Genomic DNA, 16,328 nt, shown 5'->3' on the forward strand with positions numbered 1-16,328 from the left:
GTCCCCCGTACGTCGCGCCTCGACCACTGCGTCCACGATAGGGGTCCGCGCCGACAGTCCGAGAGTTGTCCACAGGCTGCGACCGCCCGACTTCCCTACGCAGCGAAAAGCGTCGGAATGCTTCGGAAGACGCCAGAAGACGTCAGAAGTCGTCAGAACGTGTTCGGCCCGCGACCGACGCCCGCCGCGGACTCGGCCCGCCCGCGCACTCGGCCCACGGGCTGCCGGCCTCACGGGGCCCACGCGAACGGGCCGGGCCCCGCTCCCGGAGAGGGAGCGGGGCCCGGCCCGTGGGACGCGGTGTTCAGCGCACGAAGACCCCGGCCTGACCGGCCAGGTCCAGGAAGTACTGCGGTGCCACACCCAGCACCAGCGTGACCACCACGCCCACCGCGATGGCGGTCATGGTCAGCGGCGACGGCACGGCGACCGTCGGCCCCTCGGGCTTCGGCTCGCTGAAGAACATCAGCACGATCACACGGATGTAGAAGAACGCGGCGATCGCCGACGAGATCACACCGACCACGACCAGCGCGCCCGCGCCGCCCTCCGCCGCCGCCTTGAACACGGCGAACTTTCCGGCGAACCCTGAGGTCAGCGGAATGCCGGCGAAGGCGAGCAGGAAGATCGCGAACACGGCGGCCACCAACGGTGACCTGCGTCCGAGCCCCGCCCACTTGGACAGGTGCGTGGCCTCGCCTCCCGCGTCCCGGACGAGCGTGACGACGGCGAAGGCGCCGATCGTGACGAACGAGTACGCGCCGAGGTAGAAGAGCACCGAGGAGACGCCGTCGGGCGACGTCGCGATGACACCCGCGAGGATGAATCCCGCGTGCGCGATCGACGAGTACGCCAGCAGCCGCTTGATGTCGGTCTGGGTGATCGCGACGATCGCGCCGCCCAGCATGGTGACGATCGCCACCGCCCACATGACCGGCCGCCAGTCCCAGCGCAGGCCCGGCAGGACGACGTACAGCAGGCGCAGCAGCGCGCCGAACGCGGCCACCTTCGTCGCCGCCGCCATGAAGCCGGTGACCGGGGTCGGCGCTCCCTGGTAGACGTCCGGTGTCCACATGTGGAAGGGCACCGCGCCGACCTTGAAGAGCAGGCCCATGACGATCAGGGCGGTGCCGATGAGCAGCAGGACGTCGTTGCCCATGGTGCCGGCGAGCGCGGGGTCGACGCTGGTGATCGTGCCGTCGACGACCTGCGAGATCGTCGCGTACGACACGGAGCCGGCGTAGCCGTACAGCAGGGCGATGCCGAAGAGGGTGAACGCCGAGGCGAAGGCGCCGAGCAGGAAGTACTTCACCGCGGCCTCCTGCGACATGAGCCGCTTGCGGCGGGCCAGGGCGCAGAGCAGGTACAGCGGGAGCGAGAAGACCTCCAGCGCGATGAACAGCGTCAGCAGGTCGTTGGCCGCCGGGAAGACCAGCATGCCGCTGATCGCGAAGAGCAGCAGCGGGAACACCTCGGTGGTGGTGAACCCGGCCTTCACGGCCGCCTTCTCGCTGTCGCTGCCCGGCACGGACGCGGCCTGCGCGGCGAAGGAGTCGACGCGGTTGCCGTGCGCCTCGGGGTCGAGGCGCCGCTCGGCGAAGGTGAACACGCCGAGCAGTCCGACCAGCAGGATCGTGCCCTGGAGGAACAGGGCCGGTCCGTCGACCGCGACGGCTCCCATCGCGGCGATGTGCGCCTTGGTGGTGCCGTATCCACCGGCCGCGAGCGCCACCACCGCGGCGAACGCGGCGGCGAGTGCGACGACGGAGACGAACAGTTGTGCGTAGTAGCGGGACTTGCGCGGCACGAAGGCCTCGACCAGGACCCCGATGATCGCGGCGCCGAGAATGATCAAGACGGGGGACAATTGCCCGTATTCGATCTTCGGTGCGTTGATCTTGGGGATCGGGCCGGCCGCGACTGCCGCCGTTGTCCACAGGCTGTGGACGGCTGATGCGCTCACTTGGCCGCCTCCACCTCGGGCTGGGGGTCCGTCTTGTGTACGTCTGACATGGTCTGCTTGACCGCCGGGTTGACGATGTCGGTGACCGGCTTCGGGTAGACGCCCAGGAAGATCAGCAGTGCGATCAGCGGGGCGACCACCAGGAGCTCGCGCACCCTGAGGTCCGGCATCTCGGCGACCTCCGCCTTGACCGGGCCCGTCATCGTCCGCTGGTACAGGACGAGGGTGTAGAGCGCGGCGAGGACGATGCCGAAGGTGGCGATGATGCCGACGACGGGGTAGCGCGTGAACGTGCCCACCAGGACCAGGAATTCACTCACGAAGGGCGCGAGCCCCGGGAGCGAGAGGGTCGCGAGACCGCCGATCAGGAACGTGCCCGCGAGCACCGGGGCGACCTTCTGCACCCCTCCGTAGTCGGCGATGAGGCGCGAACCACGACGCGAGATCAGGAAGCCGGCCACCAGCATCAGGGCGGCCGTCGAGATCCCGTGGTTGACCATGTAGAGCGTCGCGCCCGACTGGCCCTGGGTGGTCATCGCGAAGATGCCCAGGATGATGAAGCCGAAGTGCGAGATCGACGCGTACGCGACCAGCCGCTTGATGTCCCGCTGTCCGACCGCGAGCAGCGCACCGTAGATGATGCTGATCAGCGCCAGGACGAGGATCACGGGCGTCGCCCACTTGCTGGCCTCCGGGAAGAGCTGGAGGCAGAAGCGGAGCATCGCGAAGGTGCCGACCTTGTCGACGACCGCCGTGATCAGCACCGCGACCGGGGCGGTGGCCTCACCCATGGCGTTGGGCAGCCAGGTGTGCAGCGGCCACAGCGGCGCCTTCACCGCGAAGGCGAAGAAGAAGCCGAGGAACAGCCACCGCTCGGTGCTGGTCGCCATGTGCAGCGATCCGTCGGCCCGGGCCTGGACGATCTCCTGGAGCGAGAAGTTCCCCGCCACCACGTACAGCCCGATCACCGCGGCCAGCATGATGAGGCCGCCGACCAGGTTGTAGAGGAGGAACTTCACCGCGGCGTACGAGCGTTGGGTCGCCGCCGCCTCGTCGCCGTGCTCGTGGGCACGGTCCCCGAAGCCGCCGATGAGGAAGTACATCGGGATGAGCATGGCTTCGAAGAAGATGTAGAAGAGGAAGACGTCGGTGGCCTCGAAGGAGATGATCACCATCGCCTCGACGGCCAGGATCAGGGCGAAGAAGCCCTGCGTCGGCCGCCACCGCTTGTTGCCGGTCTCCTGCGGGTCGGCGTCGTGCCAGCCCGCCAGGATCACGAACGGCATCAGCAGCGCGGTGAGCGCGACGAGCGCCACCCCGATGCCGTCCACACCCAGCTCGTACCGCACACCGAAGTCCGCGATCCAGGCGTGCGATTCGGTGAGCTGGTAACGGTCACCGCCCGGGTCGAAGCGCACCAGGGTGACCACGGCGAGCGCCAGGGTGCCCAGGGAGACCACCAGCGCGAGCCACTTGGCGGCGACGCGCCGTGCGGCCGGCACGGCGGCCGTGGCGATCGCCCCGAGGGCCGGGAGCACCGCCGTCGCTGTCAGTAGAGGAAAGGACATCGGTATCAGACCGCCCTCATCAGCAGGGTCGCGGCGACGAGGATGGCCGCACCGCCGAACATCGAGACCGCGTAACTGCGCGCATAGCCGTTCTGCAGCTTGCGCAGCCGCCCGGAGAGGCCGCCCACCGAGGCCGCCGTTCCGTTGACGACCCCGTCGACCAGCGTGTGGTCGACGTACACCAGGGAGCGGGTGAGGTGCTCACCGCCGCGTACCAGCACGACGTGGTTGAAGTCGTCCTGGTACAGGTCGCGTCGGGCCGCCCGGGTGAGTACGGAGCCGCGCGGGGCGACGACCGGGACGGAGCTGCGGCCGTACTGGAGGTAGGCGATACCCGCGCCGACGACCAGCAGCACCATCGTGGCCACCGTGACCGTGAGGGCGCTGACGGGCGAGTCCCCCTCGGAGTGCCCGGTGACCGGCTCCAGCCAGTGCAGGAAGCGGTCGCCGATGCTGAAGAAACCGCCCGCGAAGACCGACCCGAAGGCCAGCACGATCATGGGGATCGTCATGGAACGGGGCGACTCGTGCGGGTGCGGCTCGTGGCCGTCCGCGTCGGGGCGCCAGCGCTTCTCTCCGAAGAACGTCATGATCATCACGCGCGTCATGTAGTACGCGGTGATCGCGGCGCCCAGCAGGGCCACGCTGCCGAGGATCCAGCCCTCGGTACCGCCCTTGGCGAAGGCCGCCTCGATGATCTTGTCCTTGGAGAAGAAGCCGGACAGGCCCGGGAAGCCGATGATCGCGAGGTAGCCGAGGCCGAACGTCACGAACGTGACCGGCATGTACTTCCGCAGACCGCCGAACTTCCGCATGTCCACCTCGTCGTTCATGCCGTGCATGACCGAACCGGCGCCGAGGAAGAGCCCGGCCTTGAAGAAGCCGTGCGTCACCAGGTGCATGATCGCGAAGACGTAGCCGATGGGGCCGAGGCCCGCGGCGAGCACCATGTAGCCGATCTGCGACATGGTCGAGCCGGCCAGCGCCTTCTTGATGTCGTCCTTCGCGCAACCGACGATCGCACCGAACAGGAGGGTGACCCCGCCCACCACGGTGACGACGAGCTGGGCGTCGGGCGCCGCGTTGAACACGTTGGCCGAACGCACGATCAGGTACACACCGGCGGTCACCATGGTCGCGGCGTGGATGAGGGCCGAGACCGGGGTCGGGCCCTCCATCGCGTCCCCGAGCCAGGACTGCAGCGGCACCTGGGCCGACTTGCCGCAGGCCGCGAGGAGCAGCATCAGGGCGACAGCGGTGAGCTTGCCCTCACTGGCGTCCCCGACCAGGCCCGGGTGCTCCTCGGTGCCGAGCACCGGCCCGAAGGCGAAGGTCCCGAAGGTCGTGAACATCAGCATGATGGCGATGGACAGGCCCATGTCGCCGACGCGGTTGACCAGGAAGGCCTTCTTCGCGGCGGTGGCGGCGCTGGGCTTGTGCTGCCAGAAACCGATCAGCAGATACGAGGCGAGACCGACGCCCTCCCAGCCGACGTACAGCAACAGGTAGTTGTCGGCGAGGACGAGCAGCAGCATCGCCGCCAGGAACAGGTTCAGATAGCCGAAGAAACGGCGGCGGCGCTCGTCGTGCTCCATGTACCCGATCGAGTACAGGTGGATGAGCGAGCCGACGCCGGTGATCAGCAGCACGAACGTCATCGACAGCTGGTCGAGCTGGAAGCCGACGTCCGCGCGGAAGCCCCCGACGGGGATCCAGGTGAACAGGTGCTGGGTCAGGGACCGGTCCTCGGCGCCCTTCCCCAGCATGTCGGCGAAGAGCACGGCGCCGATCACGAAGGAGGCCGCCGCGAGCGCGGTGCCGATCCAGTGGCCGACGGCGTCCAGCCGCCGGCCGCCGCACAGCAGTACGGCCGCTCCGAGCAGAGGCGCCGCGACGAGCAGCGCAATCAGGTTCTCCACGATTCAGCGACCCCTTACAGCTTCATCAGGCTGGCGTCGTCGACCGAGGCCGAGTGGCGGGAACGGAACAGCGACACGATGATCGCGAGCCCGACCACGACCTCCGCGGCGGCGACGACCATCGTGAAGAAGGCGAAGATCTGGCCGTCGAGATTGCCGTGCAGGCGGGAGAAGGCGACGAACGCGAGGTTGCAGGCGTTGAGCATCAGCTCGATGCACATGAACACCACGATCGCGTTCCGCCTGATCAGCACACCGGTGGCGCCGATCGTGAACAAAAGGGCGGCGAGATAGAGGTAGTTGACCGGATTCACTTGGACGCCTCCTCCGTCTTCGTGCGCTCCAGGCGCTCCTCGGCGCGCTGTTCCAGCGCCTTCAGGTCGCTGAGCGCCTCGGTCGACACGTCACGGACCTGCCCGCGGTCGCGCAGCGTCTTCATGACGGTCAGCTCGGACGGCGTGCCGTCCGGGAGCAGGCCGGCGATGTCCACCGCGTTGTGCCGGGCGTAGACGCCGGGGGCCGGCAGCGGCGGTACGTGCTTGCCCTCACGGACGCGCTGCTCGGACAGCTCGCGCTGCGTCTTGGGACGCTCGGTGCGCTCACGGTGCGTCAGCACCATGGCGCCGACGGCGGCCGTGATGAGCAGGGCGCCGGTGATCTCGAAGGCGAACACGTACTTCGTGAAGATGAGGGCGGCGAGGCCCTCAACGTTGCCGTTCGCGTTCGCCTTCGCCAGGCCGTCGAAGTCCTTGATGGACGCGTTGCCGATCCCGGCGAACAGCAGGACGCCGAAGCCCAGTCCGCAGACCAGGGCCAGCCAGCGCTGCCCCTTGATGGTCTCCTTCAGGGAGTCCGCCGCGGTGACACCGACGAGCATGACGACGAAGAGGAACAGCATCATGATCGCGCCGGTGTAGACGACGATCTGGACGATGCCCAGGAAGTACGCGCCGTTGGCGAGGTAGAACACCGCCAGGATGATCATGGTCCCGGCGAGGCACAGCGCGCTGTGCACGGCCTTCCTCATGAAGACGGTGCACAGGGCGCCGATCACCGCGACCGTACCGAGGACCCAGAACTGGAAGGCCTCACCGGTGGAGGTCGAGTACGCGGCCAGCTCGCTCATGCCTCCGCCCCCTTCTCGGCCGCCGAGCCCGAGGGGCTTCCCGAGGGGCTCCCCGACGGGTGGGACTCGCCCTTGGAGACGGCCGTCTGACGCTCGGTGCCGGGCGCCGCCTCGGTCACCAGACCCCGGTAGTAGTCCTGCTCGTCCGTGCCCGGGAAGATCGAGTGCGGCGAGTCGACCATGCCCTCCTCCAGACCGGCGAGCAGCTGCTCCTTGGTGTAGATGAGGTTGGCGCGGCTGCTGTCCGCGAGCTCGAACTCGTTCGTCATCGTCAGCGCGCGCGTGGGGCACGCCTCGATGCACAGGCCGCACAGGATGCAGCGGGCGTAGTTGATCTGGTAGACGCGGCCGTAGCGCTCGCCCGGGGAGTAGCGCTCCTCCTCGGTGTTGTCCGCGCCCTCCACATAGATGGCGTCCGCGGGGCAGGCCCAGGCGCACAGCTCGCAGCCGACGCACTTCTCCAGGCCGTCCGGATGACGGTTGAGCTGGTGCCGGCCGTGGAACCGAGGCGCTGTGGTCTTCTGCTGCTCCGGGTACTGCTCGGTCAGCCGCTTCTTGAACATGGCCTTGAAGGTCACGCCGAAACCGGCGACGGGGTTCTGGAAACCCGGTTTGGTCTCCTTCGGCTCCTCAGCCATCGGACCCCTCCTTTCCGTCACGAGATCCGGCGATCGATCCGTCACTCGCAGTATCGGGCCCGCCACTGACAATCAACTCCCGCTCCCGGCGCGGGCTGCGCCGCGGTACCGGCGGCAGCTCCTGCCCGGGCAGCGGCGGCACGGGGAACCCGCCCGCCATCGGGTCGAAGGCGGCGGGTTCGGCGGGTACGTCCTCGGCCTTCTGCTTGTCGCGGAAGATGTCCGCCGCGAACGACAGCAACAGCAGGACGAGGACGCCTCCGCCCACGTACAGGGCGATGTCCGCGAAGTCGTAGTTCTCGTTGCGCAGCGTCCGGACGGTCGCGACGAGCATCAGCCAGACCACGGAGACCGGGATGAGGACCTTCCAGCCCAGCTTCATCAACTGGTCGTAGCGCACACGCGGCAGCGTGCCGCGCAGCCAGATGAAGAAGAACAGCAGCAACTGCACCTTCACCACGAACCAGAGCATCGGCCACCAGCCGTGGTTGGCGCCCTCCCAGAAGGTGCTGATCGGCCACGGGGCCCGCCAGCCGCCCAGGAAGAGCGTCGTCGAGACGGCCGAGACCGTCACCATGTTCACGTACTCGGCGAGCATGAACAGCGCGAACTTGATGGACGAGTACTCGGTGTTGAAGCCACCGACGAGGTCGCCCTCGGACTCCGGCATGTCGAACGGGGCCCGGTTGGTCTCCCCCACCATCGTGATGACGTAGATGATGAACGACACCGGCAGCAGCAGGATGTACCAGCGGTCGTGCTGCTGCTCGACGATCGTCGAGGTCGACATCGACCCTGAGTACAGGAACACCGAGGCGAACGCGGCACCCATGGCGATCTCGTACGAGATCATCTGCGCGCAGGACCGCAGGCCGCCCAGCAGCGGATAGGTCGATCCGGAGCTCCAGCCGGCGAGCACGATCCCGTAGATGCCCACCGAGGCCACCGCGAGGATGAAGAGCATCGCGATCGGGAGGTCGGTGAGCTGCATCGTGGTGCGCTGGCCGAAGATCGAGACCTGGTTGTCGGCGGGCCCGAAGGGGATCACCGCGATCGCCATGAACGCCGGGATGGCGGCGACGATCGGTGCGAGGACGTAGACCACCTTGTCCGCGCGTTTGACGATGACGTCTTCCTTCAGCATCAGCTTGACGCCGTCGGCGAGCGACTGGAGCATCCCCCACGGACCGTGCCGGTTGGGGCCGATGCGCAGCTGCATCCAGGCGACGACCTTGCGCTCCCACACGATGGAGAACAGCACGGTCACCATCAGGAAGGCGAAGCAGAACACCGCCTTGACGACGACCAGCCACCAGGGGTCCCGGCCGAACATCGAGAGGTCTTCAGCGGCGAGGTACGGCGTCATGCCTCCACCTCCTTGGGGGCCTCGGCGGCGATGGTCGCCGGGCCGATGCGGACGAGTGCGCCGGGCAGCGCCCCGGTGTCGGAGGCGACGCCCCCGCCGGTCGAGTTCAGCGGGAGCCAGACCACCCGGTCGGGCATCTCGCTGACCTGGAGCGGGAGTTCGACGACTCCGACGGGGCCCGTCACGGCGAGGAGATCGCCGTTCTTGACGCCTGCCTCGGCGGCCGTGGCGGCCGACACGCGCGCGTGTGCGGCGTGCCGGGTCCCGGCGAGCGCGTCGTCACCCTGCTGCAGGAGCCCCTGGTCGAGGAGCAGCCGGTGCCCGGCCAGCACGGCCTCACCGGCGGCCGGACGCGGCAACTGCGCTCCGGCCTCCCGGGGTTCGGAGGCATGCGCCCCGCCCCAGGCGCCGAGCCGGTCCAGCTCGGCTCGGGCGGTCCGCAGGTCCGGCAGCCCCAGGTGGACGTCCATGGCGTCGGCGAGCATGTGCAGCACGCGCGCGTCGGTGGGCGACAGATTGCGGGTCACCTGCTCGGGCTTGAGAGCCGCCCCGAAGGAACGAACCCGGCCCTCCCAGTTGAGGAAGCTGCCGGACTTCTCGGCGACCGCGGCGACCGGCAGGACGACGTCCGCGTGGTCGGTGACCTCGCTGGGCCGCAGTTCGAGCGAGACCAGGAAGCCCACCTCGGCGAGGGCCTCACGCGCGCGGGCCGGGTCGGGAAGGTCGGCGACCTCCACACCGGCGACCACCAGGGCGCGCAGTTCGCCTCCCGCGGCGGCCTCGACGATCTGGCCGGTGTCGCGGCCGTAGCGGTGCGGGAGTTCGGAGACGCCCCAGGCGACCGCGACCTCCTCACGCGCGCGCGGGTCCGTGGCCGGGCGTCCGCCCGGCAGGAGCGACGGCAGCGCGCCCGCTTCGATCGCGCCCCGCTCGCCCGCCCGGCGCGGAATCCACACCAGCCGGGCGCCGACGGCGGAGGCGGCCCGTACGACAGCGGTGAGACCGCCGGCCACGGCGGCCAGCCGCTCACCGACGGCGATCACCGCGCCCTCGGCGCGCAGCGCCTCGGCGGCCGTCGCACCGTCTCCTTCGAGACCGACACCGCTCGCGAGCGCGTCCAGCCACTCGGTCTCGGTGCCCGGCGCGGCCGGCAGCAGGGTGCCGCCCGCCTTCGCCAGCCCGGGGGTGGCATGGGTGGCGAGTGCGTAGGTCCTCTGACCGTGCCCCCGCCAGGCCTTGCGCAGCCGCAGGAAGACGCCGGGCGCCTCCTCCTCGGACTCGAAGCCCACCAGCAGAACGGCGGGCGCCTTCTCCAGCAGCGTGTAGGTGACGCCCGTGCCGTCGAGATCCCGTCCGCGTCCGGCGATCCGGGATGCCAGGAAGTCGGCCTCCTCGGAGCTGTGCACGCGCGCGCGGAAGTCGATGTCGTTCGTGTCGAGGGCCACGCGCGCGAACTTGCTGTACGCGTAGGCGTCCTCGACGGTGAGCCGGCCACCGGTCAGGACACCGGTCCGGCCGCGGGCCGCCGTCAGACCCTGCGCCGCCGCCTCCAGTGCCTCCAGCCAGGACGCCGGCTCCAGGACGCCCTCGGCGTTGCGCACCAGCGGGGTGTCGAGACGGTCGCGCTGCTGCGCGTACCGGAACCCGAACCGCCCCTTGTCGCAGATCCACTCCTCGTTGACCTCGGGGTCGGTGGCGGCGAGGCGCCGCATGACCTTGCCGCGCCGGTGGTCGGTGCGCGTCGCGCAGCCGCCGGAGCAGTGTTCGCACACCGACGGCGAGGAGATGAGGTCGAAGGGGCGCGAGCGGAACCGGTACGCCGCCGACGTCAGCGCGCCCACCGGGCAGATCTGGATCGTGTTCCCGGAGAAGTACGACTCGAAGGGGTCGCCGTCACCGGTGCCGACCTGCTGGAGCGCGCCCCGCTCGACCAGCTCGATCATCGGGTCGCCCGCGATCTGGTTGGAGAAGCGGGTGCAGCGGGCGCAGAGCACGCACCGCTCGCGGTCGAGCAGGACCTGCGTGGAGATCGGGACCGGCTTCTCGTAGGTCCGCTTGCGGCCCTCGAAGCGTGACTCGGCGTTGCCGTGCGACATCGCCTGGTTCTGCAGGGGGCACTCGCCGCCCTTGTCGCAGACCGGACAGTCCAGCGGGTGGTTGATGAGCAGCAGCTCCATCACACCGTGCTGCGCCTTCTCGGCGACCGGTGAGGTGAGCTGCGTCTTGACGACCATCCCGTCCGTGCAGGTGATCGTGCAGGACGCCATCGGCTTGCGCTGGCCCTCGACCTCGACGATGCACTGGCGGCAGGCGCCGGCCGGGTCGAGGAGCGGGTGGTCACAGAAGCGGGGGATCTCGATGCCGAGCTGTTCGGCGGCCCGGATGACCAGGGTGCCCTTGGGCACGCTGATCTCCACGCCGTCGATCGTCAGCGCGACGAGGCCCTCCGGGGGGACCGCCGCTTCCCCGCCTCCGGAGGGAGCGCTGGTGGTCACTGTCATGCGTTCACCTCCGTGTGCTTGTCGGCCCAGGCCGTCGACCTGGCGGGGTCGAAGGGGCAGCCGCGGCCCGTGATGTGCTGCTCGTACTCGTCACGGAAGTACTTGAGCGAGGAGAAGATCGGCGAGGCGGCACCGTCGCCGAGGGCGCAGAAGGACTTGCCGTTGATGTTGTCGGCGATGTCGTTGAGCTTGTCGAGGTCGGACATGACGCCCTTGCCGGCCTCGATGTCGCGCAGCAACTGCACCAGCCAGTAGGTGCCTTCGCGGCAGGGCGTGCACTTGCCGCAGGACTCGTGGGCGTAGAACTCGGTCCAGCGGGTGACGGCGCGGACGACGCAGGTCGTCTCGTCGAAGCACTGGAGTGCTTTCGTACCGAGCATGGAACCCGCGGCGCCCACTCCTTCGTAGTCAAGAGGGACGTCGAGGTGCTCGTCGGTGAACATCGGGGTCGAGGAGCCGCCCGGCGTCCAGAACTTCAGCCGGTGGCCGGCGCGCATCCCGCCGCTCATGTCGAGAAGTTGGCGCAGCGTGATGCCGAGCGGTGCCTCGTACTGACCCGGGCTGGTGACATGGCCGCTGAGCGAGTAGAGCGTGAAGCCCGGAGACTTCTCGCTGCCCATCGACTTGAACCATTCCTTGCCCTTTTGGAGAATTGCGGGAACTGACGCGATGGATTCGACGTTATTCACAACAGTCGGGCACGCATAGAGTCCCGCGACAGCAGGGAAAGGGGGTCGGAGCCGCGGTTGTCCACGGCGTCCTTCGAGCGAGTCGAGCAGGGCGGTCTCTTCACCGCAGATGTACGCGCCCGCGCCCGCGTGCACGGTGAGCTGGAGGTCGAGTCCGCTGCCCAGGATGTTCTCGCCGAGGTAGCCCGCCTCGTACGCCTCGCGTACGGCTTCGTGCAACCGCCGCAACACGGGGACCACTTCACCCCGCAGATAGATGAACGCATGTGAAGACCGGATGGCGTAACACGCGATCACAATGCCCTCGATGAGGCTGTGCGGGTTCGCGAAGAGGAGCGGGATGTCCTTGCAGGTTCCCGGCTCTGACTCGTCGGCGTTGACAACTAGATAGTGTGGTTTGCCGTCTCCCTGCGGAATGAACTGCCATTTCATTCCGGTGGGGAATCCGGCGCCGCCGCGGCCGCGCAGTCCGGAGTCCTTGACATAGGCGATCAGGTCGTCCGGCGACATGGCGAGTGCCTTGCGCAGGCCCTCGTACCCCTCGTGCCTTTTGTAGACGTCCAGCGACCAGGACCTGTCCTCGTCCCAGAAGGCCGACAGCACGGGTGCGAGCAGCTTTTCGGGACTGGTTTCGTTGATCTCTGCTGCCAAGGTCATCACTCCCCCTCCTCTGCGACCGGACCCGCCGGATGGCTCGGGTCGGAGGCCGCCGTGTCCTGCGGCGCGTCGTGCGAACTCTGGTGTCCGGCAGGCGGCTGCTCCGGCGGCGTCCGGTCCTCGGAGGCCCTCTCCCGGGGCGCCTCTGCGCCGCGCGGATGCACCACGCGCGCGGGGCCGCTCTCCCCCTTGGCCAGCCGCAGGCCGACCAGTGAGGCGTGGCCCGCGCTGCCGCCGGCCTCCACGGCGCCCTCGCGCTCGTCGGGGAAGCCGGCCAGGATCCGGGCGGTGTCCTTGAAGGTGCACAGCCGGGCGCCGCGGGTCGGTTCGACGTCCGCTCCGGTGCGCAGGTCGTCGACGAGGCGCTTGGCCGAGTCCACGGTCTGGTTGTCGAAGAACTCCCAGTTGACCATCACGACCGGGGCGAAGTCGCAGGCCGCGTTGCACTCGATGTGTTCCAGGGTGACCTTGCCGTCGCCGGTGGTCTCCCCGTTGCCCACTCCGAGGTGGTCCTGGAGGGCCTCGAAGATGGCGTCGCCGCCCATCACGGCGCAGAGGGTGTTGGTGCAGACACCCACCTGGTAGTCGCCGCTCGGCTTGCGCCGGTACATCGAGTAGAAGGTCGCGACCGCGTTGACCTCGGCGGTCGTCAGGCCGAGCACCTCCGCGCAGAACCGCTGTCCGGTGCGCGTGACGTGACCCTCCTGCGACTGCACGAGATGCAGCAACGGAAGGAGGGCGGAGCGGGAGTCGGGGTAGCGGGCGATGATCTCGCGCGCGTCCGCCTCCAGCCGGGCTCGGACGTCGTCCGGGTAGTCGGGCGCGGGCAGTTGGGGCATGCCCAGGCTGACGCCCTCGGGGGTGGTGGTCACCGGTCGACGCCTCCCATCACGGGGTCGATGGACGCGACGGCGACGATGACGTCGGCGACCTGGCCGCCCTCGCACATCGCCGCCATGGCCTGCAGGTTGGTGAAGGACGGGTCGCGGAAGTGGACCCGGTAGGGGCGGGTGCCTCCGTCGGAGGCGACGTGCACCCCGAGCTCGCCCTTGGGCGACTCGACCGCGACGTACGTCTGTCCCGGCGGTACGCGGAAGCCCTCGGTCACCAGCTTGAAGTGGTGGATCAGGGCCTCCATGGAGGTGCCCATGATCTTCTTGATGTGGTCGAGCGAGTTGCCGAGACCGTCGGGGCCGAGCGCGAGCTGGGCGGGCCAGGCGATCTTCTTGTCGGCGACCATGACCGGGCCGGGCTGCAGCCGGTCCAGGCACTGCTCGACGATCAGCAGCGACTGGCGCATCTCCTCCAGGCGGATCAGGAAGCGCCCGTAGGAGTCGCAGGTGTCGGCGGTCGGGACCTCGAAGTCGTAGGTCTCGTAGCCGCAGTACGGCTGGGACTTGCGCAGGTCGTGCGGCAGGCCCGCCGAGCGCAGGACCGGGCCGGTGGCACCGAGGGCCATGCAGCCGGCCAGGTCGAGATAGCCGACGTCCTGCATACGGGCCTTGAAGATGGGGTTCCCGGTGGCGAGCTTGTCGTACTCGGGGAGGTTCTTCTTCATCTTCTTCACGAACTCGCGGATCTGGTCCACCGCGCCGGGCGGCAGGTCCTGGGCGAGTCCGCCGGGGCGGATGTACGCGTGGTTCATCCGCAGGCCGGTGATCAGCTCGTAGATGTCGAGAATGAGTTCACGATCACGGAAGCCGTAGATCATGATCGTCGTGGCGCCCAGCTCCATGCCGCCGGTGGCGATGCACACCAGGTGGGAGGAGAGCCGGTTCAGCTCCATGAGGAGCACGCGGATGATCGAGGCGCGGTCGGGGATCTGGTCGGTGATCCCGAGGAGCTTCTCGACGCCGAGACAGTAGGCCGTCTCGTTGAAGAACGGCGTCAGGTAGTCCATGCGCGTCACGAACGTGGTGCCCTGGGTCCACGTGCGGAACTCGAGGTTCTTCTCGATGCCGGTGTGGAGGTAGCCGATGCCGCAGCGGGCCTCGGTGACCGTCTCGCCGTCGATCTCCAGGATGAGCCGGAGCACACCGTGGGTCGACGGGTGCTGCGGGCCCATGTTGACGATGATGCGCTCGTCGTCGGACTTGGCCGCGGACTGGGCGATCTCGTCCCAGTCGCCGCCGGTGACCGTATATACGGTGCCCTCGGTCGTCTCGCGGGCCGAAGCGGCTGATGCCCCTGAAGGGGTCTGCGTGCTCATGAGTACGACCTCCGCTGGTCCGGAGCCGGGATCTGGGCGCCCTTGTACTCGACGGCGATGCCGCCGAGGGGGTAGTCCTTGCGCTGCGGGAAGCCCTGCCAGTCGTCCGGCATCATGATCCGCGTCAGCGCAGGGTGGCCGTCGAAGATCAGCCCGAAGAAGTCGTACGTCTCGCGCTCGTGCCAGTCGTTCGTCGGGTAGACGGCGACGAGGGAGGGGACGTGCGGGTCCGCGTCGGGGGCGCTGACCTCCAGGCGGATCAACCGGTTGTGGGTGATCGAGCGCAGGTGGTAGACGGCGTGCAGCTCGCGGCCCTTGTCCTGCGGGTAGTGGATCCCGGAGACGCCGGTGCACAGCTCGAAGCGGAGCGCCGGGTCGTCGCGCAGGGTCTGCGCGACACGCACCAGGTGCTCGCGTTCGATATGGAAGGTGATCTCGTCCCGGTCGACGACCGTCTTGTCGATGACGTTCTCGGGGACGAGTCCCTGCTCCTCCAGGGCGCCCTCCAGCTCGTCGGCCACCTCGTCGAACCAGCCGCCGTAGGGGCGGTTGGCCGAGCCGGGGAGCCGGATCGAGCGGACCAGGCCGCCGTAACCGGAGGTGTCGCCGCCGTTGTTGGCGCCGAACATGCCGCGCTGGACGCGGATCTCCTCGCCCTGGTCGCCTCGCTGGCCGGGAAGGTTGGAGGCGCTGAGGTCCTTTTCGGGGTTGACCCCGTTGCCGTTCGCGTCGCTCACCGCAGCAGGCCCTTCATCTCGATGGTGGGGAGCGCCTTGAGCGCCGCTTCCTCCGCCTCGCGGGCCGCCTCCTCGGCGTTGACGCCGAGCTTGGAGGTCTGGATCTTCTGGTGCAGCTTGAGAATCGCGTCGATCAGCATCTCGGGCCGCGGCGGGCATCCGGGCAAATAGATATCGACCGGGACGATGTGGTCGACGCCTTGCACAATGGCGTAGTTGTTGAACATTCCGCCCGACGAAGCACAAACCCCCATGGAAATGACCCACTTGGGGTTGGGCATCTGGTCATAGACCTGTCGCAGCACCGGCGCCATCTTCTGGCTGACCCGGCCGGCCACGATCATCAGGTCGGCCTGGCGGGGCGACCCGCGGAAGACCTCCATACCGAAGCGCGCCAGGTCGTATCGCCCGGCGCCGGTCGTCATCATCTCGATGGCACAGCAGGCGAGTCCGAACGTCGCGGGGAAGACGGACGCCTTGCGTACCCAGCCCGCGGCCTGCTCGACCGTGGTCAGCAGGAATCCGCTCGGCAGCTTTTCTTCGAGTCCCATGTCTTAAAGGCCCCTCAGTCCCATTCCAGGCCGCCGCGCCGCCATACGTACGCGTACGCCACGAAGACGGTGAGCACGAAGAGCAGCATCTCCACGAGCCCGAAAACACCCAGGGCGTCGAAGGTGACGGCCCAGGGGTAGAGGAAGACGATCTCGATGTCGAAGACGATGAAGAGCATCGCCGTCAGGTAGTACTTGATGGGAAAGCGCCCGCCGCCGGCCGGCGTGGGGGTCGGCTCGATGCCGCATTCGTAGGCCTCGAGCTTCGCGCGGTTGTACCGCTTCGGACCGATCAGCGTGGCCATGACCACGGAGAAGATCGCAAAGCCTGCCCCGAGGGCTCCCAGTACGAGGATCGGCGCATACGCGTTCACGCTCCTCGCTCCTCTCAGTCGGCACTGACT

14 protein-coding genes are annotated in these 16,328 nt (G+C 68.7%); all 14 read right to left on the minus strand.

The features are described 5' to 3' along the window. Window positions 1-304: 304 nt before the first annotated feature. From nuoN to OG406_RS17780, 14 genes are read right to left on the minus strand one after another with little or no spacing between them, the layout of a single operon-like run. Window positions 305-1,963, minus strand: coding sequence for an NADH-quinone oxidoreductase subunit NuoN (gene nuoN, locus OG406_RS17715; protein ID WP_329186597.1), 1,659 nt, complete (start codon window positions 1,961-1,963; stop codon window positions 305-307). Beyond that, complete coding sequence (locus OG406_RS17720; RefSeq protein ID WP_164369614.1) at window positions 1,960-3,531, minus strand: NADH-quinone oxidoreductase subunit M; 1,572 nt, start codon at window positions 3,529-3,531, stop codon at window positions 1,960-1,962. The genes nuoN and OG406_RS17720 overlap by 4 nt, the downstream gene beginning before the upstream one ends. Window positions 3,532-3,536: 5 nt before the next feature. After that, window positions 3,537-5,450: an NADH-quinone oxidoreductase subunit L gene (nuoL, locus tag OG406_RS17725; protein ID WP_329186599.1), complete on the minus strand. Its 1,914-nt coding sequence runs from the start codon at window positions 5,448-5,450 to the stop codon at window positions 3,537-3,539. Between the two features lie 14 nt (window positions 5,451-5,464). After that, window positions 5,465-5,764: an NADH-quinone oxidoreductase subunit NuoK gene (gene nuoK, locus OG406_RS17730; RefSeq protein WP_164369613.1), complete on the minus strand. Its 300-nt coding sequence runs from the start codon at window positions 5,762-5,764 to the stop codon at window positions 5,465-5,467. Then, the gene (locus tag OG406_RS17735) at window positions 5,761-6,576 is read right to left on the minus strand and encodes an NADH-quinone oxidoreductase subunit J (protein ID WP_329186600.1); all 816 of its coding nucleotides are present in this window, start codon (window positions 6,574-6,576) and stop codon (window positions 5,761-5,763) included. Before OG406_RS17735 ends, nuoK begins: the two co-directional genes overlap by 4 nt. Then, window positions 6,573-7,214, minus strand: coding sequence for an NADH-quinone oxidoreductase subunit NuoI (nuoI, locus tag OG406_RS17740; RefSeq protein ID WP_239154676.1), 642 nt, complete (start codon window positions 7,212-7,214; stop codon window positions 6,573-6,575). The genes OG406_RS17735 and nuoI overlap by 4 nt, the downstream gene beginning before the upstream one ends. Beyond that, on the minus strand, window positions 7,207-8,580 hold the full coding sequence (gene nuoH / locus OG406_RS17745; RefSeq protein ID WP_081218790.1) for an NADH-quinone oxidoreductase subunit NuoH: 1,374 nt from the start codon (window positions 8,578-8,580) through the stop codon (window positions 7,207-7,209). The genes nuoI and nuoH overlap by 8 nt, the downstream gene beginning before the upstream one ends. Next, window positions 8,577-11,081 carry an NADH-quinone oxidoreductase subunit G gene (locus OG406_RS17750; RefSeq protein ID WP_329186603.1) on the minus strand — a complete coding sequence of 835 codons (2,505 nt, stop codon included), beginning with the start codon at window positions 11,079-11,081 and terminating at the stop codon, window positions 8,577-8,579. Before OG406_RS17750 ends, nuoH begins: the two co-directional genes overlap by 4 nt. Beyond that, on the minus strand, window positions 11,078-12,427 hold the full coding sequence (gene nuoF / locus OG406_RS17755) for an NADH-quinone oxidoreductase subunit NuoF (protein WP_164369610.1): 1,350 nt from the start codon (window positions 12,425-12,427) through the stop codon (window positions 11,078-11,080). The genes OG406_RS17750 and nuoF overlap by 4 nt, the downstream gene beginning before the upstream one ends. After that, a complete protein-coding gene (gene nuoE / locus OG406_RS17760) occupies window positions 12,427-13,266 on the minus strand; it encodes an NADH-quinone oxidoreductase subunit NuoE (protein WP_164369656.1) in 840 nt (279 codons plus the stop codon). Before nuoE ends, nuoF begins: the two co-directional genes overlap by 1 nt. A gap of 29 nt (window positions 13,267-13,295) precedes the next feature. Then, the gene (locus OG406_RS17765) at window positions 13,296-14,636 is read right to left on the minus strand and encodes an NADH-quinone oxidoreductase subunit D (protein WP_164369609.1); all 1,341 of its coding nucleotides are present in this window, start codon (window positions 14,634-14,636) and stop codon (window positions 13,296-13,298) included. Continuing rightward, window positions 14,633-15,373, minus strand: a complete 741-nt coding sequence (locus OG406_RS17770; protein ID WP_164369608.1) for an NADH-quinone oxidoreductase subunit C — start codon at window positions 15,371-15,373, stop codon at window positions 14,633-14,635. Before OG406_RS17770 ends, OG406_RS17765 begins: the two co-directional genes overlap by 4 nt. Then, entirely contained in the window at window positions 15,370-15,924 is a 555-nt protein-coding gene (locus tag OG406_RS17775) for a NuoB/complex I 20 kDa subunit family protein (RefSeq protein ID WP_053743379.1), read from the minus strand. The genes OG406_RS17770 and OG406_RS17775 overlap by 4 nt, the downstream gene beginning before the upstream one ends. Window positions 15,925-15,938: 14 nt before the next feature. Continuing rightward, window positions 15,939-16,298: an NADH-quinone oxidoreductase subunit A gene (locus tag OG406_RS17780; protein ID WP_007383963.1), complete on the minus strand. Its 360-nt coding sequence runs from the start codon at window positions 16,296-16,298 to the stop codon at window positions 15,939-15,941. Between the last annotated feature and the right edge of the window lie 30 nt (window positions 16,299-16,328).

It is taken from the genome of Streptomyces sp. NBC_01428, from assembly GCF_036231965.1.
Classification (GTDB): domain Bacteria; phylum Actinomycetota; class Actinomycetes; order Streptomycetales; family Streptomycetaceae; genus Streptomyces.

Bases quoted from the DNA above. Each gene is read 5' to 3' on its own strand.
- OG406_RS17720 (WP_164369614.1), bottom strand. From the start codon at position 3,531: ATGTCCTTTCCTCTACTGACAGCGACGGCGGTGCTCCCGGCCCTCGGG.
- OG406_RS17735 (WP_329186600.1), bottom strand. From the start codon at position 6,576: ATGAGCGAGCTGGCCGCGTACTCGACCTCCACCGGTGAGGCCTTCCAG.
- nuoI (WP_239154676.1), bottom strand. From the start codon at position 7,214: ATGGCTGAGGAGCCGAAGGAGACCAAACCGGGTTTCCAGAACCCCGTC.
- nuoH (WP_081218790.1), bottom strand. From the start codon at position 8,580: ATGACGCCGTACCTCGCCGCTGAAGACCTCTCGATGTTCGGCCGGGAC.
- OG406_RS17750 (WP_329186603.1), bottom strand. From the start codon at position 11,081: ATGACAGTGACCACCAGCGCTCCCTCCGGAGGCGGGGAAGCGGCGGTC.
- nuoF (WP_164369610.1), bottom strand. From the start codon at position 12,427: ATGACCTTGGCAGCAGAGATCAACGAAACCAGTCCCGAAAAGCTGCTC.
- nuoE (WP_164369656.1), bottom strand. From the start codon at position 13,266: ATGCCCCAACTGCCCGCGCCCGACTACCCGGACGACGTCCGAGCCCGG.
- OG406_RS17765 (WP_164369609.1), bottom strand. From the start codon at position 14,636: ATGAGCACGCAGACCCCTTCAGGGGCATCAGCCGCTTCGGCCCGCGAG.
- OG406_RS17775 (WP_053743379.1), bottom strand. From the start codon at position 15,924: ATGGGACTCGAAGAAAAGCTGCCGAGCGGATTCCTGCTGACCACGGTC.